This is a genomic window from Salibacterium qingdaonense (assembly GCF_900114715.1).
Classification (GTDB): Bacteria; Bacillota; Bacilli; order Bacillales; family Marinococcaceae; genus Salibacterium; species Salibacterium qingdaonense.
Window position 1 is genome coordinate 1 of the sequence record NZ_FOTY01000018.1, and the last position, 19,639, is coordinate 19,639.

The following is a 19,639-nucleotide window of genomic DNA, read 5'->3' on the forward strand; positions in this document are numbered from 1 at the left end:
GACTTTCAGGCAGGTTGCCCACGTGTTACTCACCCGTCCGCCGCTCGTTCCACGGATTTCCACCCCGGAGGGTTTCCGTCCGCTTCCCGCGCTCGACTTGCATGTATTAGGCACGCCGCCAGCGTTCGTCCTGAGCCAGGATCAAACTCTCCATTAAAAAAGTTTGATGCTGTGCTGTGTTTCTTATCTGTATGGTCCGCAGACCATTTGAATTGACAGACGCTTGACTTTCATTCAATTTTCAAAGGGCAGTTTGTATGCCGCCTCTCAAAGCGACAAAATCTATATTACCAGCTTCCCAAATCATAGTCAACACTTTTTAAAAATTCTTTTTGGCAAAGCTTTTTAGAATCGAATCGCTGAGCTGATTTCCCTTTTCCAATGGGCGGGAAGACAGGAATGTAACTTGTCACCCATTTCGTCAACTATACTGATATCTTCAGGTCGCGTGTCACTTAGAATCTCCATTTTTTATCACACATCTGCTTATATTAGTACGAGAAAATGATGCATTCAAGAGAAATCGCCCTTAACCTTAAAATCTGTAGTCAAACGTCCCGGCTGTTTGATACATAGAAAAGAAGATGGGCTCCGAATCCGCCGCATCCGGGACAGCGGTTGCGGATTGTTCTCAACATTGCTCGGTATAATAGGTAAAGACAAGGGAAACGGAATCTATGTTACTTCATTCATTGTGTACTACTTTTGGCCGGCACGCCTATTCATATATTCCAAGACCATCTCGTTGCAGGCTCCTGAAAAATGAGTAAACTACTTTTCTTACTGGTTATTCCTGTAAGCATTTGTGCAGTATCAACGTTCTATACTACGTTGATACTAAGAACGCTTTTTCTTGATAGTTATAAAAATTTCTAGACGGACCAGTTCAAGCTTTGGCCGGTAAAGGCGGTTGTTTGGCATGTATTTGTGTTGATTCGGCATGTATTCCAGCCTATTTGGCCTGTACCGGCGGCCTCCGCTTGTATTACGGTGCACTTGGCTGATAAAGCATGCGGTTTGGCATGTATTCGACAAAAGTCCGCTGGTAACACCCGGCCCACCGACCAAACCCCGCACATGCACACCGCGATAAACATAAAAATCCGGACGGTACCGACAGCCGCGCAGGGCTCTTCGGATACTCATCCGGATGTTTACGTTCCAAATGTTTCACTTTTATAAAAGAGGTTCTAAGTCAATTGTTGGGGTAGAGGCCGTCGGTCTCTGCCCCTTTATCCTACTTGAATATCCTGATCTTTCATCTGATGATGTAATAAAATTTCACTCCGCAGCTGATCCTATCGTTGAAACCCAAAGGCATTTCGTTTCATCACCTTTGTCTGATTATTTAACCCTTCGATAGGCTCGTTGGTATAACCAAAGGTGAAGCTGTTTAAAATCTCTGTCTGCCAGTTCTTCAGGGTTTGGGCTGCCTTTTTCAGTTCTGCGAGACCACTGGCTTCCACCTCTTGATAAAAAGCATATAATCCTTCTTTGATGCCTTGTCCCGGGTTTTCTTGTTCCTGCTTGGCCTGGTCAAACCAGAAGCGGAACATTTCTTTGAGTTGATAAGCATCTGTCAGCTCATGAGATAAGTTCAGATACCACTCTAAATACCAGTACTGCTTCTCACTCAGGGTTGCGGGGGATTTGTGAAAAACATGTTTCATGCGTTTGCACTTTCTGCGGTCATAGTCATGAAAGTCTTTCTGAACGTTCCGGCGAACTAGATCCAGAGCCCAGTAAATATAACGGCAGAAATGAAAGCGATCCGCGATGATAATCGGAGATCCTAATGCCTGCTGGACAGCGGATTTAAAGGAAGGGCTCATATCCATCACCACAATCTCCACCTCCGCCCCTTTTTCCCTTAAATACGGCTTGATAGTGGCGGCGGTGCGATCCGACAGAATATCAAGAGGTTCCCCGGTCCGACCATCTGCGATAAGAACTTGATACTTCCCTTCATCTGTATCTCCTTTACACTCATCGATGGCAATGACCTCGGGTAGTTCCTTCACTTCATGAATCATGGGCCCCGCAAGCCGGGCATCTGTGCGCTTTTCGTTCCTTTTCCACATGGATATAATACGTAGAGCCTATCGTCTCTGTTTTCATCACGTTGAATCCTTCTAAACCGGGTACATTCATGGTAAAATGCATAAACACGCAACTCCTGCCCTTTCTTGTTTCTCGACAATTCAAGGATAAAGGAGTTTACGTGTTTTTTAGCACGAAATGGTTTTAAAACCCCAACATTTATTGTAAAGCCCTTTTCTTCCAGTTATAAATCGACGTACTAATGTAGTAAGCCCCCGCAGAAACTTCTCTCTGAGGGGCTTACTACATTCAGGATTTTCTGATGTACAATGGATTAACCAAGATATTCTTCGGTATTATCGCTCAACCAAACGGAAATATCGGCTGACATCACTTTTCCTTGAGCAACATCCACTGTGAAGTTCTCATTCACTGAATCATTTTTCTTGATGTTGTAACCGTTCTTCTTTAAAAATATATCAACAGCTGCAAAGGCGGTCCGTTTATTGCCGTTATGAAAGCAATGATTTCTTGCTAAGGACTCGAATAATGCCGAAGCTTTTTCAAATAACGTTGGATAAGCGTCTTCTCCAAAAGCCGATTGCTGCGGGCGGTGGACAGCTGATTCCAGGAGTCCTTGTTCTTTAATACCTGCCTGCTCTTCGTCATTGAATTTTTTCATCATCATAAAATGAATCAAAGCGACATCTTTTGTTCTCAAGTAATGTACCGCCATTTATCTATCCTTCAGCTTTTCAAATACGTCATGGTGATCTTCGAACGTTTCAGCAAGCATATCTATCATCTCCGGGTCCACATCCTCTTCCCATTTCCGCTTTTTATTCAATACGATTTTGTTATCCTGCACCTCGAATTCGATGTCATCGCCCCGGTTAATCTTTAAAGAGTCGGTGATGGATTTGGGCAGACCGACACTCAGACTGTTTCCCGTCTGCGTCACTTTACGACTTTCCTTCGCGCTCATAGAATCACACTCATTTCTTATCTAACTTTCCTCATTATGTGTTTATCCTTATAGTACTTACATGTATTTATTATTACGTAATTACATTTTAACAGCCCGTCAGAAAAAAAGCAAGTGTCGTAGAAGTGAAATCAGCTTCCCTGCCAAAGCAGTGGAGATGATCTGGTGGTAAGCGTCTAATAAATAGCTTCTTCTTCCAAAAAGTCTTTTACGATATGATTTCTGGTATTTTCAGTTTCGCTGCGGACCAACGATAAATCTTTATTTCCCAGGATGGTATTCACTACTATATGTGGTATCGATATATCTTCAGGCAGCGGCACTGTATTAATCACAAGGTCTATATCTTTTGTATTATATTGACTTAAATTAAACAACTCCGTCGTTTCCTCAATAAATAATTGGTTCCCGAAGTTCGCTTTTAGTTTATAGTAAAGAAGTTTTGAGCTTCGCTTGATCGTTAAATCAAATGCAACAGCGAAAGCCATCGTCATTCCATTATGGTAAAGGTGACCCAAAAATATATTATACCGTTTACATGTTTACGTTCGTACCCCTGTGTTATAATGCAGATAAACCTGCATACTTCTTTGGAAGCAGCATAAAATGAAAAGGAACCGCAGGTGCGGTTACACCTGCGGCCTTGCACAGCAGCCGCTTTAAGAGCGGAGGGCTCTGCCCGGTTTCCGTTATGGAAATAGACTGCACACCTTACCTGGGGGGGGCGGTCTATTTCTTTTGCGACATGATTAACACAATTAACGTCCCAAACATCACCATCAAGGATAATGTCTGATACATGTCTTCTTCAAGCGCCATGGGGTTAAGAGTAAGATATGGATTTCCCGGTCATTTCCTCGAAATCTTTATTCATGATTTCCCACGATGTTGCGATGTCCTCATCGAGTCCGAACAAACCGCTCCGGCCTACAATGTAAATATCGGGACCTGCGGCGTCGATTTTCTGGAAGGATTTGCGATTGGAAGATCCGTCCATTTCAATGACGTAGGGATACCCTTTTTCTTCGCGCAGCTTTCTCAAGTCGACAATTTTGTCTAATGTGCTGTCGATAAAACGCTGACCGGCAAACCCTGGATCAATGGTCATGATGGTTATCTTATCGACGAGATGAATATAAGGATAAATCGTCTCAATGGGCGTTTCAGGGTTTAACACGACCCCTGCTTTTAAGCCGGCGTCATGAATCTGGTCAATTAACCGGAAAGCAAGGCCGTCCAGGACTTCCGCGTGCATGCAGATCCATTCGCACTTTATATCAATCAGCTGCTGCACCCATAAGCTTGGATTCGTCACCATAAGATGAGCGGAAATAGGTAAGTCACTTAATTTTCTGACCTCTTCGATGAACCACGGGGATAATGTAATATTAGGAACGTAGTGTCCATCCATAATATCCACATGATAGGAATCGGCATGTTTGTCCAGAAACGTAATCTGCTCGTTGAATTTATCCAGGTCCATCGTCATGAGAGACGGTGAGAATTCTACATTTTTCATCATTCATCATTCTCCTTACGTTACTTTAATATCATCTAACTCTATGTCGTCTTCGTCTTCTTCTCCTTTATCTTCTGATTCCAGGATCTGCTCTTTTGTCTTATGCTTCTTAATTAAAGCTAAAACAAACGCCGTGACAATAACATTCACCAGCAGTCCTGCCACCCCGGCCCATGGATTGGACATCGTCGGAAGCATTAATACGCCGCCAAATGGAACCGTTGCGTCAGCTCCCAGAGACATCGATACGGCTCCTCCTGCCGCTCCACCGATAGCTGTGGCAATGATAGCGCGGATAATATCATTCATAACAATGGGAATAACGCCTTCCACAATATTGACAAAACCCATCGGTACAGCTGACTTCAATGTTTCTGTTTCAACTTGGGTATAGATGTTTTTCTTAAATAATTTTGCGACAAAGTAAGCCAGTCCGAAGCCGATCGGTGTGGCTGTATTCACCAGCTGCAGTGCTGTAATGGGTCCGTTTATACCTTCAGCCTGCAGGGTCAGCACAAAAGCAAATACTGTTTTGTTAATAGGACCGCCGTAGTCCACACCACTCAAGATACCGATAACCCCGCCAAAAACAAGTAAAGAAGACGATCCTAAGTTTTCAAGAAAGTTGGTTAATAATGATGTTAACGCAGCAACCGGCGCACCGATAATGTAAATCATGATCAAGCCGCCGATAATGGACGTGAAGAATGGAACAATTAACGTCGGCATTAATCCTTTCGCCCATTTCGGAACTTTAAGGTATTTTAGGACGGCGAGCGCAAGGTAACCGGAGAGAAAACCTCCCAGGATGCCGCCTATAAAACCAGCTCCGATGACATTAGCCGTTAAGCCGATCACAAAACCCGGTGCTATACCCGGCTTTTCCGCAATGGAATAAGAAATTCCTACAGCTATAACCACAGGCAGTAAGCCGAGCGCCGTTCCACCCATAGTAGCCAGCGCGTCCCATAGCGAGAACTGCCCCTGCACTAATTCTTCCTGACTTTCACCGCCCAGTCCCATGCCAATCGCTATGAGAAATCCGGCACCACAGACAATCGGGATTAAATAAGAAATCGCTGTCAATAAATGCCCTTTAAGATTTAATTCCTTTAATTTATTCATCGTTTGGCCTCCCCTGAAACTTTTAAATAGCAAAAGCCTCTTTTACATCTGCCGTTTTGTCTGATTGCAGCAACTTTTCCACCACTTCGTCATTTCCTAGTTTTCTGGCAAACATAGATAATAGTTTTAAGTGGTTGTCCGCCCCGTCATTGTCATTACCGACGGCGAAAAGAATAATCCCTTTGACGCCGTGATCATCCAGTGTTTCCCACGGGATTTCGCTTTGAGTAATACCGATCGCCACGCCAATTTCTTTCACAAAGTCACTTTTGCCGTGAGGAATCGCAATATAATTCCCAATACCTGTCTGACCGATTTCCTCCCTGTCGTAAATATCTTTCATAAAACGATCAATATCTGTGATATAGTCATTTTCCAGAAGTAAGCCCGCCAATTCGTGTAACGCTTCGTCTTTCGTCCGGGCCTTCATGTTTGTTTTCATCGTACGTTCATTCAAAATCTCATTTATTTCCATACATTATACCCCGCTCATATTCAGTGTTATTGCTTCTGTGCCAGTACTTCTTCTGCTTTTTTCACTAGTTTATTAGGCGATTTCACCGCAACGTCGGTTGCCACTTCGATCATACGTTTTCCGTCAAAACGCTCACGGTTATTGAGTTTCACATCTGTTGCCAGAATGACAATATCAGCTTCCTCAATTTGCTCGGCCGTTAATTCATTCTCTGTTCCAATCGTCCCCTGCGTTTCCATGGAAATCTCATGACCTGCTTTCTTTGCGGCGCTTTCCAGTTTTTCCTGGGCAATATACGTATGAGCAATTCCTACGGTACACGCTGCAACTCCAACTATTTTCATTACGATTCCTCCTGAAATGTCCTTATTTTCTGGTGAAAATCTGCTTCGTTTGCTGTCGTTACTAATTCTTCGACAAATGTGTGATCAGCTAAAGATCTGGTGAACCGGGCAATCTTCTGCTTTACGGCTTCTTCTTCGTTTTTTCTGAGTAAAATAGCGATAATCAAGCGAATGTCTTCGGACGTTTCCCCCCAAAGTACGGGCTTTGCCGGTCTTAGAAACACAATTCTGCTTTCTTCCACGTGTTCGCTTTCAACATGGGGCAGCAGTACGTGTTCTGCTATTAAAGGAATGCCCGCTTGTTCCCGCTCGAACAGTTGGCGGGTGATATCCGTTTTCTGCCTGGATGTGCCATTTGAGCACCCCGCTTCGGAAAGAAAGGCATACATCTGTTCTTTTGTGTCTAACCCGCAGTCAAAATAAATCTGGAATAAAGAATTATCGTTCATGGTAAATCTCCTCTATTTTCTGCTGCAGCCTTTTTTGGTCATCCATCGTGAACATCGCACTAACCAGCAGTGACTTCACAGGGACTTCGTCTTCGAGGTGGATTGTGCTTATAATCAATTCGACATCGGAGTACGTCTTTTTTAACGATTTTGTATCCCGCGTTGCCACGACGTCCACAATCTCAAGCTCAGGGAACTTTTTTGAAGCCTTGGCTTTCAACAATTCCGACGTTCCAATTCCCGTTGTACACATAATAAGAGTTTGTATAGGAGGCTGGTGCTGGCTTGTTTCCATCATCTTCGCAAAGTAGAGCGTGATAAATCCGTTCTCATCGTCATTGATTGCCGGTAAATGAAACGTCTCACTGACGCATTCAGAGACTTTTTTGACACGGGAAAATATCTCTTCATATGTCACTTTAATTTCACCGAGCAATCTGTTCTTGATGCGGATTTTATGCTCCAATCGGTTCAGCATCGGTTTAATATGATTAGCCAGATCATTAAAGATCGACTGATTATCTATCGTAATCCCAAGCCTCGCGCTCATTTCCTTCATGTACACGTCCGTCACCTGTATCACTCCGGTTGAGAAGTTGGATGGAACGTCAAACGTGCCCTGCATTCTCGATGACACTAAATACTGATAAAGAAAATACACTTCGATGTCCGGCAGCGTTTGATGTAAGTACCGTTCCATATGACAAACAGTCACTTCAGCGACTTCTTTTAAATCCGCATCCTTTTTCATCATTTCTGTTTTCTCCTGATCGATCTGCCCTGCAAAGGGGAAGTCCGGACTTTTTCTCGACCGGCTTAACAAAATATACAAGTGAGAAAAAATATTGATGTTGTAAGGGTAAGGTATGGTGATATTTAAGTTCTTTTCAATGTTGCGCAGCTGATCTAATATGAACAAAACATCATACTTATTGAAATTAAGCTCCGGATTGGTTTTTAAATCATCGATATCAATAATATTAAATATTTCAATAATTTCTTTCATGGCTTTTCTGATGTTTGTTTCTTCTCCTAATACAGCGATCGTTCTGTTTTTCCTCTCCAGCGTTAAGTCGTATTTTTTAAGCTCTTCACTCATCGTCTGTTCGTCCGTGAAAATAACCGAATCGCCTACGTAATAGTCACTGAACAATTGGTGAATGTTTATAGCTTTGGGCGAAGACAACAGTAGCTCTTCCATCACCCGTTTACGCCTCTCTTCCGGGGAGAAATTGTCTTCTTTATCATTTCTGATATTCTTCTGATAGTTCATGAACTTTTCGTAATCTAAGGTGTATCCCCGCCCTTTTTCCGAGACAATCATCGAATGTTCTGTACTCTCCTCATTAATTTTTTTAATCAAACGATAGACGGTCTTTTGAGAAGTTTGAAGAATGTCTGCTAACTCATCTGCCGTTACATAATCCTGATTGTTAGAAAGAAACAGCAGCAGCTTTTCTTTGCGATGATCTTGTACACTCACAGCACCCCTCCCTTCTGTTTCTATCGTAACGCAGTTCAAAGAAAGCGCTTCCTTTAAAAATGTCCGTTGCAGCGGACAACCTTCTGATAAACGTGTGTCCAGTATGAACACAGACTTTCCCGTTCTCGTGTTGTTTTCCAGTCACGGTTGATCACCACACTGCCTTTCTCTAATAAGCTGTAAAAGGTAAAAAAGAGACCCCGCCGCCCGCAGAAACGGGCAGCGGAGTCTCTTATCCCAGAGTATGATTATTGTATCACAGCGCCGCCTGCCAGAGCAGAACGACCGGCCAGTGTTCAATCTAATCAAGAAGTTACACAATAGGCAGATAAAGGTTTACGCCGGCGGGCTTTGTGTTATAATTCAATTAACAATGTATATTGATTTAGAAACCGCATAGACTGAAAAAGGAACCGCAGGTGCTGGTACACCTGCGGTCCTGTACAACAACCGCTTTAAGAGCGGATGGGCTTTGGGTACGTCCTTTAGAAATAGACCGCACACCTTCACAAAGGGCGGTCTATTTCTTTTTAGACGTGATCAACACGACGAGCATGCCAAACATCACTATTGGTATCGTTTAAATATTAAAAATTTTCCAATTCATTCATCTATACTTCTTAGCGGTCTCGTCGGAGAATTGTAACTACTGCACCCTTTTTCTTTAGCCCTTCACCGTGCCGGGGTCAGGCACCGAAATCCACACATCATGAATTCCGGCTTGTCGAATCCTTTTTCTTTTGGTCACTTCCATGCCGAGGATGAAAACCACGATCAACAGAAATGCGGCAATACCTGCTGCCACTGAAAGGCCAAAGGACCCTGTCTGCCATAAGACCAACAGAAAAAAGCCATACCAGAGATATTACTTTTATCTAACGGCTATGTTACAGCACCTATAAAAACTTCCAGGCTTTCTTCTACACATTCTGTTATTAGCTCTATAAAAGGCTGGAATGTACGATTCATGCTGGCCAGCTCTAATACTTCATAATATTTATATCTTTTTTCATCTTCAGCTTTTACAACTGCTGGCGGGTATCCGTTCTGCATAAGAATAAGATTCATCAATAAACGCGCCGTTCGTCCATTTCCATCAGAGAAAGGATGGATATATACAAATTTAAAATGGAATAACGCTGCCAATTCTACAGGATGCAGTTGGTCTTTATTTTCTTCATACCATTTGATCAATTGTTCCACTTCATCTTGAACTTGTAAAAAGTGAGGAGGGTGGTGTTGACTACCAGAAATGCGAACGTTTATTTGACGATAACGTCCTGCATTATGGTCATCAATATTTTTAAGGACAAGATAATGAACATTTTTGATCAACGAATGATTCATTGTTGAACCTTGGTCGATCTGTTCTTCAATAAAATCTATAGCTTCAGCATGATTAATGACCTCAAAGTGTTCACGTAATTTTTTTCCGCCTACCGTTAATCCTTCTTCCAGCACTAATTTGGTTTCCATTAAGGATAAAGTGTTTCCTTCTATTGCATTGGAATGATAGGTCCACTCTACCCTGAAATGTTCTTTTAGGTTTCTTGTCGCTTCAGGTGGCAGCGGACGTAACTGATCTAACTCCTGTTTTAACTGGTTAACCTTACTGAAGTCCATCATACACATCCACCTCTTCCTATTCACCCTTCTGTTGCCGAAGCGAGTATATTCATACTACCACAGGAAGAGTAGATTGAAAAAAATACCCTTCAGCAAACTGTGGTCAAGTTTTCTCAAAAGGCCTGAAAGAAGACAGTTTCCGCCCCTCTGTAACGGATGGATTAGAATTATTACGTTTGGCTTGGTCAAATTAAATACATTGAAATTATAATATTGTGACTTTATTTGTGAAAAGAATATGCTGTTTCCCTCTCTGGTGCTTCCAAAAATCACCTGCACAAAGACAAGGCCGGGCCGATACTTCTTTTCCATCGGCTCCGGCCCGTTTCATATTATTCTTCTTCCTTGTCCAATAACCCTGCGATCTGCTCCACCACATAATCCGTGGCTTCTTCCAGCGAATACCGGCTCGTGTCGATGTCCGGATTCTCCGGTCCTATCACGCCGTCGGCCGATGTCATATTCGTGACACGGTCGATGAGTAGGTTCCATTCCTGCATCCTTTTTCTTTAGCGCTTCACCGTGTCGGGGGTCAGGCACCAAAATGAATGATGTTTCGAATATAACTGTCTGGGAATGACGTCTAAGGATAGTTAATGGTTAGGGACATACGAAACAAAAAGCTGCCCGCCGGGTAGTATGGGAGGGATAAAGATGAAGATTTTAGTGACAGGAGCAACGGACGGTATCGGCATGGAAACGGCGAGGATGCTGACCGAAGAGGGCCACGAGGTGCTGCTGCACGGGCGGAGCGAAGAAAAGCTTGCGAATGCGGCCAGGGAGATTGGTAACGAAAACGCCGGGAAGTATGTGGTCGATTTGTCCCAAATGGCGGACGTGAGAAGCTTCGCCGAAGCAGTCAAGGAGAAGCACGAGCATCTGGACGTTCTCATTAATAACGCGGGCGTCTACAATGCGCCGAGTGAGAAGACCGAAGACGGGCTGGACATCCGGTTTGCGGTGAATACGATCGCGCCGTATATCTTAACCAGCGCGCTGCTGCCGATCATGGATGAGTCGAGCCGCATTGTGAACGTATCCTCAGCGGCCCAAAAGCCGGTGGATGCAAAGGCTCTTTCGGGAGAGGCAGAACTGCAGGACGGAGAAGCGTATGCACAAAGCAAGCTGGCGCTCACGATGTGGACGATGGAGCTGTCGCATCGTATCGACCCGGTGATTGTGGCAGTGAACCCGAAGTCCCTTTTAGGAAGCAAAATGGTGAAAAAGGCGTTCGGGGTCGAAGGCGGCGACATTACAATCGGCGCGGACATCCTGTACCGCGCTGCGCTCTCGGATACCTTTGCCGACGCGTCCGGAACATATTTTGATAATGACCGCGGTGACTTCGGCGACCCGCATTCGGATGCTTTGGACCGTGACAAACGTGCCAGGCTCCTCGAACAGATAGACACCATGATCGGAACATAAAAAAGCCTATCCGTATGTATGCAGGACTCCAGGGGCAGGGGTTCTGCTTTTCCTTTTCGGGCGGATGTCTTCGGGGCTGCCTGCCCGCTTTCCGCGGGCGCCGCCTCAGCTGTATCGTGCAGCTGACGCAACTCCGGCTGGAGCCTGAGCACCGGGGGTCAGGCACCGAACTCATAAACATGATATAATAAATGAAACAACGCCTGCCTACGCTGAGAGGGGGAGGGGTTCCCGCCAAAAATGAATAAAAAATCATCATCCCATGATATCCTTAACCCAAAGAAGAAGGGGAAAGAAGGGAAACAAACGATGAAAGAAATGGATATAAGCGACTTAAATCAATATATTCAATCCAACAAAAAAGAGGCGAATTATCAAGTCAATAAAGAACTATCAAGTATAAAAAAACGACGTCTTAAATACAGAAAACGTTCTGACGATGAAATAGAAGCCCTTAACCGGATTTGTATAGAAAAATGGAAAAGAGCGGAACGGGAGGGGAAGATAAAAAGAACGGGAAAAAAGGAGCTTTATTATGCGTTCGATTGAGGCGTTACAAGAGGAACTAAAAGAATTGGTCCCTAAACCAAAACTTGAAAAGATGACAGTATTCGCTTCTTTAATCAAGGAAGATCGGCTACGTTCAGCAACTCCTGGCAGATGCCGATCTGACTCCCAACACGCGCGCCCCCGGTGATCTTCAGCGGACGCCGCTCCGGCTGGAGCCCGAGCAAACGGCTCCGTCCAACGAAAAAGGAGGCAGGCACCGAAATGAGGATTAACGTTCGACCTTTGCAGCATTTTTTTGATGATCGTAACAATACGTCTTCCCGGCAAACTTTGCTGGATTCGCTAAACAGTAAGCCTTCACTTTTTCTGACAGCGGCTTCCGGCAGACATAGCAGAATGCCTTCTCTGTGTTATCCTGCTCTGCCGTCTTCTTGTTCCCGTTTTTCATCAGAGCCGCATGCTCTTTTCGTAAAGCTGGGTCTTCAATATTGGCCTCTTTCAGCTGATTGTATATGTCCTGGATGTCCTCCTGATTGTACAAGGGCGCGTCATTCAGCAGTTTCTCTACATTCATCTTTCTATGTATACACTCTGACAGCTCCGTATCGTAAACTATGAACTGGTCTGCTTTCATATCTCTCAGCTCGGGATCCACCTTGAACGTACAACGTCTGGTGAACGAAACGATAGAAAATAATTTCTTGTCTTTGGTTATATCCAGAGAGGATTTCACCGCTTCTAGATGTCCATAATTCTGAAAGAAAGGATTCATCATGTGAAACTTATTATTCACATTCCAGTGCTTATCTTGTTTCCCGCCTTTGATCTCTCCGGCATAATTCTTTGTCTCCATGATAATGAGCCCGTAAGGAGTGATCACGATATGATCGATCTGGGACCAGCCTGTCCGTGATTTTGGATTTTCTATCATGATATCACTCAGGTATTTATAATCTTTCGGGAGCTGGTCCAGCTGGATATTGATTTTGAACTCTCCCAGCTCCCCCTTTCTCTGAGACTTATGATGACCAGCCTTCGATGTCCGGTTATCTGCTTTTGCGGGAGCCTGTTTGCTGGATTTCTTTTCTGCTTCTTTCTTCCCAAACCACTTCTTCAAAAACCCTGCCATAAAAAATCACCCATCCTGCTTCCAGCTTTAAATGGGTATATTATATCATGAATGAGAAATCATACATTATGCTCAGGTTTATGAGTAAGTTAAATTCTTGAACCTGTCTTCTTTAATCCTTCACCGTGTTGGGGGTCAGGCACCTAATTAAACATCACCATTTTATATCGTTTGTACATCACGAGCTTTCCGACTCATTTACCTCTACTTCTAAAAAAAAGAGCAGCCCCCGTGATGAACTATTCACGGGGCTGCTCCTCTCAAGTGTTATTGCTTTTCTCTTTTTAACTCCTTTAAAATGGCGGCACAGATAAATATTAATATGACAGCAAACGGAGAAGCCACTACAATGGAGATTGTTTTAACGGAGTCCAATCCACCAGCCAGTAAAAAGACGGTTGCTGAACCTGCCGTAATAATTCCCCACATTATCTTCAGCTTGTTGGGAGGGTTGAGATTTCCCTTGCTGCTCAGCATACTCAGCACCATAGTGGCAGAGTCTGCCGACGTAACAAAGTAAGAGAAAATTAAAATCATGGTTATAAAGCTCAAAATCGGGCCCAATGGCAGGTTACTTAAAAACGCAAATATCGCACCATTCACATCAGCGTTAATGGCCGCCTGCAGCGCTGTATTGCCAAGATCATGAATCATATGGATGCCGCTGCCACCGAGCACAGCAAACCATATAAAGGAGATTCCAGTAGGCACAAATAACACACCTATAATAAATTCCCTGATCGTTCTGCCTTTGGAAATCCTGGCGATAAACGATCCAACAAATGGTGCCCATGTCATCCACCAAGCCCAGTAGAAGACAGTCCATGTACCAATCCAGCTGTTTGCCTCCCTGTTATAAGGCTCCATCCGAAGACTCATCGGAATAATGTCACCGACATAACTGCCGGTGGAGCTGATGAGTACTTCAAGTATCTGCTTGGTCGGCCCCATAAACAAGACGGCAAAAATGAGCAGAAAGAACAACGACATATTCAGGTTGGATAGATATTTGATACCTCTGTTTAAGCCTGACCATGAAGACATAATAAATAATACCGTACCAACCGCAATCACTGAAAGCTGAATCGGTAAAGTATCTGGAACGCCCCACTGCGCGTTCATACCACTGGTGATCTGCAGTGTACTTAAACCGAAGGTACTAGCAACGCCCACTGCTGTAATAAATACCGATAGAATATCAATCGTGTTCCCAATAGGCCCATTGATTTTATCCCCTAACAAGGGATGGAAGATGGAGCTTACAGCACCCGGCATATTTTTCCGGAACTGAAAATAGGCCAGTCCCAATGCTACTAACGCATAAAGGGCCCATGGATGCAGTCCCCAGTGAAAAAAGGTGTATTTCATAGCGAGGCTGGCAGCCTGCGGGGAGGAACCTTCGCCTAAAGGCGGGTTGGTGTAGTGATTAACCGGTTCAGTCACGCCCCAAAACACAAGGCCGACGCCCATACCTGCACTGAAAAGCATGGAAATCCAGGAGAGTGTACTGTAGGATGGTTTATCATCATCTTTTCCTAATCGGATGTTTCCGTATTTCGAAAACATTAAATAGAAACAAAGAAAAACAAAAAATGCCCCGATTAAGAGATAAAACCAATTAAAATACGTAACGGCAAAGTCGAGAAAAGTTTGTGCTTTCTGACCCAGCCAATCGTTAAACACCACACCGACGATAACAAATAAAATACTAACTAATAACGAAATACTTAATACGATATTTTTTTTAAACAAAACATACCTCCTATAAAAATGCGAACCAAAAAATAATAACATAAACCGGCGTTCGGATTAAGGATTTTTAGCAAAACTTTCATTGCAATAATAAATGCAGCAACTAGTGGGGTTGATCGTATCCGGTACGGTCCAGATCAGGTACAGAATCAACTTATGAATAGATGCCGGTGGTCTTTGTGTTATAATTTAAGTATCGATGTATACTGGCTTAGAAATCGCAGCTTTAAGAGCGGAAGGCCTGCCCGTTTTCAGCTACGGAAATAGACCGCACACCTTAGCCGAGGGGCGGTCTATTTCTTTTGGGACATGATCAACACGACGAGCGTGCCACGCATCACTATTGGTATCGTTTAAATATTAAAAATTTTCCGATTTATTCAACTATACTTCTAAAATGAGCGCTGCTATATACAAACGAGCCGGGACAGCAGCTGCCCGGCTCGTTTATGGCTGTTATTATTCTTCTTTGTCCAACAACCCGGCGGTTTGCTCCACCACATAATCCGTGGCTTCTTCGATCGAGAGTACCGCATGTTCTTAAGAAAGTTCTTTTTAAAGCTTCAGCGACGGTCTACATACGAACTGTCAGCAGCGGATCGTTTCGATGAACCAATTCCGTGCCGATGACAGTGATGTCTTTGACATGGTCCTGATTGGTGATAATGATCGGTGTGATGGTGTTGTAGCCGGACTCTCGGATCTTCTCTTCGTCACATTCTATGATCAGCTGCCCTGCCTGAACGCGGTCACCCTGCTGGACGTGGGAGGTGAAAGGCGCACCCTCCAGTTCGACGGTGTCGATGCCGATATGAATGAGGATTTCAATCCCTTCATCGGAGGTAATACCGACAGCATGGCCGGACGAAATCGAGGTGGTGACGACGCCGTTTACCGGAGATACTACTTGTCCTTCCGCGGGAATGACAGCCGCTCCCCCGCCCATAGCGCCGGACGAAAACGTTTCTTCCGGTACGTCTTCAAGTGGAACAACCTGTCCTGCCAGGGGGCTGGCTATCGTTACATCCCCTGTTTTCTGGTTAGTTTCTCCGGCTGCCGCGGAAGGAGATGTTTCTTCTTCTATCGGGCTTTTCTTCTCATTCACTCCGCCGAAGAAATACGTGATGACAAAGCCTATGAGAAACGCTGCGATGGTCGCTGTCACATATCCCCAGAACTCACCATTCAGTCCTTCCTCGGGATTGACGTACGTCGGGTACGAAAACACACCGAGCCCGCCGAAGACAAACAGTTTGGAGCCAAAATACCCTGTGATACCGCCGCCCACGGCTCCACCGATACAACTGATGATAAATGGCTTTTTCTTCGGCAGCATAATACCATAAATCGCCGGCTCCACAATACCGAATACAGCGGAAATAAAGGCGGGGATACTCAATGCTTTGATTTTTTCATCATTGGCCTTTACCAATACCGCCAACATCACACCTGCTGTGGCGAGCAAAGAGGCCATCGCTGTCGCTAAAATAGGATCATATCCCAAGGTCGATAAGTTATTGAACGCCAGTGGAACAATACCCCAATGCAGGCCGAAGATGATAAGAACCTGCCACATCGCCCCAATGAAGATACCTGCAATAACAGGACTCAGATCAAACAGCCAGGTTGTTCCTCCTCCGAGCAGCGAACTCAACCACGTAGCGATGGGACCAATAATTAGAAAGGTGGCCGGTACGATAGTAATCAATGTGAAGGTTGGAACCAAAAACGTCCGCACGACACTTGGAATAATTCGTGAGAAAAATCGTTCCACTTTGGTTGCGAAGAACGCAGCGACAAGGATGGGAATCACCGTTGTCGAATACGTCATGAGAATCACCGGTATTCCCAAAAACGTTGTGTTTACCGGAGATTCAATGACACTCCCGGTAAAAATCGAAAACAGCGGATCCCCCTCTGTCAAACTGACCATCGTCGGATGCAGCAGAGCCGCTCCGATGGCCATTCCTATAAATGGACTCCCTCCGAATTTTTTCATGGCTGTATAGCCTAAAAAGATCGGTAGAAAGTAAAAAAGAGCATCTCCCACAGCATTCAGAATCGCATACGTTCCTGATTCTTCCGCTATCCATCCCAATGCATTAAAAAGGGAGGTGAATCCTTTAATCATCCCGGATGCCACCAGCAGGCTCAGGATGGGGGTGAAAATTCCCGCTATCATATCAATGGCTTTATCAAGTACTTTGCCCTCTTTATCATTCTGCTGATGCTCCTCTCCCTGCGAGAAGCCGCCAACCGCTGTTAATTCTTTGTATACCTCCGGAACATGGTTTCCTATGACAACTTGATACTGCCCGCCGCTTTGCAGGACCTTTACCACGCCATCCATCTTTTCAAGTTGATCAGTTTGGGCTTTGGATTCATCTTTTAATTTAAAACGAAGCCTGGTAATGCAATGAATCACACTGTTCACATTTTCTTTTCCGTCGACCAGCTCCAATATCTTTGTTGCCAGCTCCCTGTAAGTCATTCCATTCACTCCTTCCCCCTTAACCGCGGGGTGGTTTTCTTCCATGAAGACTATTTAATATACCGCTTTCATTATCCAATAAAGGCAGATGCCACCCCACCTACAAAGAGGCAGCTGTGGTGACCATCTGCCGCCGGGTAACGTTAGTCAGACTCTTGCTGCTTATCCGCTGCAAATATAATACCGGCTGTTTGCCGCGCCTTTTCGTAAACGTCCATGACGGACTGGGAGTAATGAAGAAGTTCATAGCATTGTTGAACGTCCTGATTCTTAAATATTTCTCGAAAAGCAAGCAGTTCGTAATATAATGGATTCGTCATTATCTGGTTGTTCAATTCCACCGTTTTCTCTCCCAGGTGCAGATGAATGCGTTGGCAGCCGTTCGCTCCGTTCTCTACGTGAAGATAGCCATGTTCGCCCTGTACAAGTACGAAGTTTTTGCTTTTCGTGTCTTTGGCTCCGGCGCACTCCGCTGTGAAATGATCGTACTGCATCAATAAGACACCGGACGTATCAATGCCGTTCTCATGTTTATTGGCAGCGTAATGGACTGTTTCCGGCGCGCCGAACAGATTCATGACAAAGTGCAGATTATAAATGTTGATATCCGCCAGAGCCCCTCCTGAAAATTCAGGATTGAATACGTTGGGTGTTTCTCCATGTAACAACGCGTCATACTTGCTGGAATACTGGCTGTAATTGCACTGCACCAGTTTGATAGAACCAAGCTCTTGGATGCAGTCTTTGATGGTCTGATAATTCGGCAGGTGAATCGTCGTAATGCCTTCAAACAACAGGAGGTGATTCTTCTCGGCGAGCGCCGTGAGACGATTCGTCTCGGATGCCGTAGAGGTGAACGGCTTCTCGCAGATGACGTGTTTCCCGTGCTCCAATGCTTGATAGGAATGAGCATAGTGCAGGCTGTTCGGAGACGCGACATAGATCATGTCCACCTCCGGATCGCGGAACAGCTGATCCAAATCGGTATAAATAGCCGGCACTCCGTATTTTTCGGCCAGGGGCTGAGCGCTTTCTTCCCTGCGTGAATATACAGCGGTGCATTCTACATCATCCAGCTGTTCGACTGCGGACAAAAACATATCTACAATAAATCCTGTTCCAATGGTACCGATTTTCATTGAGAGCCGCCTCCTATCTCTTAAAACGTAAATGGATCACTTTGCTGCCTTCGCAGCCTGAAGCCCATCTTCCAATATCTTCAGCACCGTCGTTACTTCTTCGTCTTTGACCGGCTTTTCCGTCTTGTAATAGATGGCCTGATAAAGTTTGTCGTACAGAATACCGTAATTCGTTACCTCCGAAGGCACTACTTCTTCCTGGTTCAGGCCTTCTTCATCCACGTAGGAGAGTCGTCCCCAATTGCTCCGGTCTTCCGGTTCCAGTGATATTTCGGTCGGGCCATCCGGATTTTTCTTCTGGTGCCCGCTGCTGTATTTAATAAAGCTTCCTTTATCACCGTGAACGATAAATTTAGGGTGCTCGATTTTCACGGCCAGACTGCATTTAATGGTTACTTTCGTTCTTCCGAAGAAGAAGTCTATATCTATATAATCATCCGACTCTCCCGGAAAATAAATGCTCCTTACATCATAATGAATATCATCCGGTACACCGTATATCGAAACCATCTGATCGATGGTGTGAACAGCAAGCATGTACAACACCATGAAGTTTCCCTGCTTCACTTGGTGCGGCATAAAGTAATCGTAATGAGACTGGATTTCAATAATGTTTCCGAGCTTGCCGCTTTCGAGTACCTTCTTCAGTGTTAGAAAGTCACCGTCAAACCTTCTGTTTTGATTGGCCATTGCAATGAGATCTTTCGATTCGGCTAAAGCAAATATCTCATGCGCTTCATCGATGGTCGGGGTGAACGGCTTTTCCATCAACACATGTTTGTTGTGATGAAGCGCTTCTTTGGCATATCCCACATGGCTGTCCACATGGGTGCAGATGACCACCAGATCAACATCGTCATCGTCATAAATATCCTGCATGTCCGTCGTGAATTGTACCGACGGATACCATTGCTCATGTTCTGTACCTTCCCTCTCCCGGTCTTCTTCTCTACGGAAAATGTATTTGACACGGATATGGTCCTGCTTCGCCAGGTATGGCAGGTGATAATTCAAGACAGCGTTCCCAAAACCGATAATGGCTGTATTCATCATGATGCATATCCCTCTTTTCTCTAATGAATAAGCTCATCCTAGCACAGAAGTGGTGTACTGCTAATGCTTTTTTACGATTTAGGTAATCGCT

The 19,639-nt window shown here is 44.6% G+C and carries 20 protein-coding genes, 1 rRNA gene and 1 pseudogene; 2 read left to right on the forward strand and 20 right to left on the reverse strand.

Annotation, left to right across the window (positions count from 1 at the left end; translation table 11 throughout):
- From BM058_RS12650 to BM058_RS18305, 15 genes and pseudogenes are all read right to left on the reverse strand, one after another.
- Positions 1-157: ribosomal RNA gene (locus BM058_RS12650) — 16S ribosomal RNA — on the reverse strand; the annotation flags it as partial.
- Positions 158-1,232: 1,075 nt separating this feature from the next.
- Positions 1,233-2,045, reverse strand: a pseudogene (locus BM058_RS12655) (ISL3 family transposase); the annotation flags it as partial.
- Positions 2,023-2,163: a hypothetical protein gene (locus BM058_RS18890; protein ID WP_407690186.1), complete on the reverse strand. Its 141-nt coding sequence runs from the start codon at positions 2,161-2,163 to the stop codon at positions 2,023-2,025. The pseudogene BM058_RS12655 and the gene BM058_RS18890, both read right to left, overlap by 23 nt.
- A gap of 211 nt (positions 2,164-2,374) precedes the next feature.
- Complete coding sequence (locus BM058_RS12660) at positions 2,375-2,776, reverse strand: type II toxin-antitoxin system death-on-curing family toxin (RefSeq protein ID WP_090927419.1); 402 nt, start codon at positions 2,774-2,776, stop codon at positions 2,375-2,377.
- Entirely contained in the window at positions 2,777-3,025 is a 249-nt protein-coding gene (locus tag BM058_RS12665; RefSeq protein WP_090927420.1) for an AbrB/MazE/SpoVT family DNA-binding domain-containing protein, read from the reverse strand. It abuts the gene before it with no gap.
- Between the two features lie 176 nt (positions 3,026-3,201).
- Positions 3,202-3,543: a PTS sugar transporter subunit IIB gene (locus BM058_RS12670; RefSeq protein ID WP_090927421.1), complete on the reverse strand. Its 342-nt coding sequence runs from the start codon at positions 3,541-3,543 to the stop codon at positions 3,202-3,204.
- A gap of 211 nt (positions 3,544-3,754) precedes the next feature.
- Complete coding sequence (locus BM058_RS18895) at positions 3,755-3,844, reverse strand: putative holin-like toxin (RefSeq protein WP_407690182.1); 90 nt, start codon at positions 3,842-3,844, stop codon at positions 3,755-3,757.
- 4 nt (positions 3,845-3,848) lie between these two features.
- Entirely contained in the window at positions 3,849-4,547 is a 699-nt protein-coding gene (gene alsE / locus BM058_RS12675) for a D-allulose 6-phosphate 3-epimerase (RefSeq protein ID WP_407690183.1), read from the reverse strand.
- Between the two features lie 12 nt (positions 4,548-4,559).
- Positions 4,560-5,669 carry a PTS fructose transporter subunit IIC gene (locus BM058_RS12680; RefSeq protein WP_090927422.1) on the reverse strand — a complete coding sequence of 370 codons (1,110 nt, stop codon included), beginning with the start codon at positions 5,667-5,669 and terminating at the stop codon, positions 4,560-4,562.
- 22 nt (positions 5,670-5,691) lie between these two features.
- On the reverse strand, positions 5,692-6,144 hold the full coding sequence (locus BM058_RS12685) for a fructose PTS transporter subunit IIA (protein WP_090927423.1): 453 nt from the start codon (positions 6,142-6,144) through the stop codon (positions 5,692-5,694).
- Positions 6,145-6,170: 26 nt separating this feature from the next.
- Positions 6,171-6,488 carry a PTS fructose transporter subunit IIB gene (locus BM058_RS12690; RefSeq protein WP_090927424.1) on the reverse strand — a complete coding sequence of 106 codons (318 nt, stop codon included), beginning with the start codon at positions 6,486-6,488 and terminating at the stop codon, positions 6,171-6,173.
- Entirely contained in the window at positions 6,488-6,937 is a 450-nt protein-coding gene (locus BM058_RS12695) for a PTS sugar transporter subunit IIA (protein ID WP_090927425.1), read from the reverse strand. Before BM058_RS12695 ends, BM058_RS12690 begins: the two co-directional genes overlap by 1 nt.
- On the reverse strand, positions 6,927-8,420 hold the full coding sequence (locus tag BM058_RS12700; protein WP_090927470.1) for a BglG family transcription antiterminator: 1,494 nt from the start codon (positions 8,418-8,420) through the stop codon (positions 6,927-6,929). Before BM058_RS12700 ends, BM058_RS12695 begins: the two co-directional genes overlap by 11 nt.
- An 882-nt stretch (positions 8,421-9,302) precedes the next feature.
- Positions 9,303-10,046: a Fic family protein gene (locus tag BM058_RS12705; protein ID WP_407690184.1), complete on the reverse strand. Its 744-nt coding sequence runs from the start codon at positions 10,044-10,046 to the stop codon at positions 9,303-9,305.
- Positions 10,047-10,378: 332 nt separating this feature from the next.
- Positions 10,379-10,546: a hypothetical protein gene (locus BM058_RS18305; RefSeq protein ID WP_177195549.1), complete on the reverse strand. Its 168-nt coding sequence runs from the start codon at positions 10,544-10,546 to the stop codon at positions 10,379-10,381.
- A 154-nt stretch (positions 10,547-10,700) separates the two neighbouring features.
- Between BM058_RS18305 and BM058_RS12710 the strand changes: the two genes are divergently transcribed.
- Positions 10,701-11,474: an SDR family NAD(P)-dependent oxidoreductase gene (locus BM058_RS12710; protein WP_218151905.1), complete on the forward strand. Its 774-nt coding sequence runs from the start codon at positions 10,701-10,703 to the stop codon at positions 11,472-11,474.
- A gap of 240 nt (positions 11,475-11,714) precedes the next feature.
- Positions 11,715-12,023, forward strand: a complete 309-nt coding sequence (locus tag BM058_RS12715; RefSeq protein WP_090927427.1) for a hypothetical protein — start codon at positions 11,715-11,717, stop codon at positions 12,021-12,023.
- Between the two features lie 229 nt (positions 12,024-12,252).
- Here the strand turns inward: BM058_RS12715 and BM058_RS12720 are convergent, their stop codons facing one another.
- The 5 genes from BM058_RS12720 to BM058_RS12740 form a co-directional block, all read right to left on the reverse strand.
- The gene (locus tag BM058_RS12720; protein WP_090927428.1) at positions 12,253-13,113 is read right to left on the reverse strand and encodes a nuclease-related domain-containing protein; all 861 of its coding nucleotides are present in this window, start codon (positions 13,111-13,113) and stop codon (positions 12,253-12,255) included.
- Positions 13,114-13,380: 267 nt separating this feature from the next.
- Positions 13,381-14,865 carry a BCCT family transporter gene (locus BM058_RS12725; RefSeq protein WP_245736991.1) on the reverse strand — a complete coding sequence of 495 codons (1,485 nt, stop codon included), beginning with the start codon at positions 14,863-14,865 and terminating at the stop codon, positions 13,381-13,383.
- 574 nt (positions 14,866-15,439) lie between these two features.
- Positions 15,440-17,356 carry a beta-glucoside-specific PTS transporter subunit IIABC gene (locus tag BM058_RS12730; RefSeq protein WP_177195550.1) on the reverse strand — a complete coding sequence of 639 codons (1,917 nt, stop codon included), beginning with the start codon at positions 17,354-17,356 and terminating at the stop codon, positions 15,440-15,442.
- 143 nt (positions 17,357-17,499) lie between these two features.
- Complete coding sequence (locus BM058_RS12735; protein ID WP_090927431.1) at positions 17,500-18,495, reverse strand: Gfo/Idh/MocA family protein; 996 nt, start codon at positions 18,493-18,495, stop codon at positions 17,500-17,502.
- A 36-nt stretch (positions 18,496-18,531) separates the two neighbouring features.
- Positions 18,532-19,548: a Gfo/Idh/MocA family oxidoreductase gene (locus tag BM058_RS12740; protein WP_090927432.1), complete on the reverse strand. Its 1,017-nt coding sequence runs from the start codon at positions 19,546-19,548 to the stop codon at positions 18,532-18,534.
- Positions 19,549-19,639 lie beyond the last annotated feature (91 nt).

What these genes read in the sequence shown, in the direction of transcription:
- BM058_RS12735 (WP_090927431.1), bottom strand. Translation starts at nt 18,495, where the DNA reads ATGAAAATCGGTACCATTGGAACAGGATTTATTGTAGATATGTTTTTG.
- BM058_RS12660 (WP_090927419.1), bottom strand. Translation starts at nt 2,776, where the DNA reads ATGGCGGTACATTACTTGAGAACAAAAGATGTCGCTTTGATTCATTTT.
- BM058_RS12710 (WP_218151905.1), top strand. Translation starts at nt 10,701, where the DNA reads ATGAAGATTTTAGTGACAGGAGCAACGGACGGTATCGGCATGGAAACG.
- BM058_RS12685 (WP_090927423.1), bottom strand. Translation starts at nt 6,144, where the DNA reads ATGGAAATAAATGAGATTTTGAATGAACGTACGATGAAAACAAACATG.
- BM058_RS12720 (WP_090927428.1), bottom strand. Translation starts at nt 13,113, where the DNA reads ATGGCAGGGTTTTTGAAGAAGTGGTTTGGGAAGAAAGAAGCAGAAAAG.
- BM058_RS12665 (WP_090927420.1), bottom strand. Translation starts at nt 3,025, where the DNA reads ATGAGCGCGAAGGAAAGTCGTAAAGTGACGCAGACGGGAAACAGTCTG.
- BM058_RS12715 (WP_090927427.1), top strand. Translation starts at nt 11,715, where the DNA reads ATGAATAAAAAATCATCATCCCATGATATCCTTAACCCAAAGAAGAAG.
- BM058_RS18895 (WP_407690182.1), bottom strand. Translation starts at nt 3,844, where the DNA reads ATGGCGCTTGAAGAAGACATGTATCAGACATTATCCTTGATGGTGATG.
- BM058_RS12705 (WP_407690184.1), bottom strand. Translation starts at nt 10,046, where the DNA reads ATGATGGACTTCAGTAAGGTTAACCAGTTAAAACAGGAGTTAGATCAG.
- BM058_RS12740 (WP_090927432.1), bottom strand. Translation starts at nt 19,548, where the DNA reads ATGATGAATACAGCCATTATCGGTTTTGGGAACGCTGTCTTGAATTAT.
- BM058_RS12730 (WP_177195550.1), bottom strand. Translation starts at nt 17,356, where the DNA reads ATGACTTACAGGGAGCTGGCAACAAAGATATTGGAGCTGGTCGACGGA.
- BM058_RS12695 (WP_090927425.1), bottom strand. Translation starts at nt 6,937, where the DNA reads ATGAACGATAATTCTTTATTCCAGATTTATTTTGACTGCGGGTTAGAC.
- alsE (WP_407690183.1), bottom strand. Translation starts at nt 4,547, where the DNA reads ATGATGAAAAATGTAGAATTCTCACCGTCTCTCATGACGATGGACCTG.
- BM058_RS18890 (WP_407690186.1), bottom strand. Translation starts at nt 2,163, where the DNA reads ATGCATTTTACCATGAATGTACCCGGTTTAGAAGGATTCAACGTGATG.
- BM058_RS12690 (WP_090927424.1), bottom strand. Translation starts at nt 6,488, where the DNA reads ATGAAAATAGTTGGAGTTGCAGCGTGTACCGTAGGAATTGCTCATACG.
- BM058_RS12680 (WP_090927422.1), bottom strand. Translation starts at nt 5,669, where the DNA reads ATGAATAAATTAAAGGAATTAAATCTTAAAGGGCATTTATTGACAGCG.
- BM058_RS18305 (WP_177195549.1), bottom strand. Translation starts at nt 10,546, where the DNA reads ATGCAGGAATGGAACCTACTCATCGACCGTGTCACGAATATGACATCG.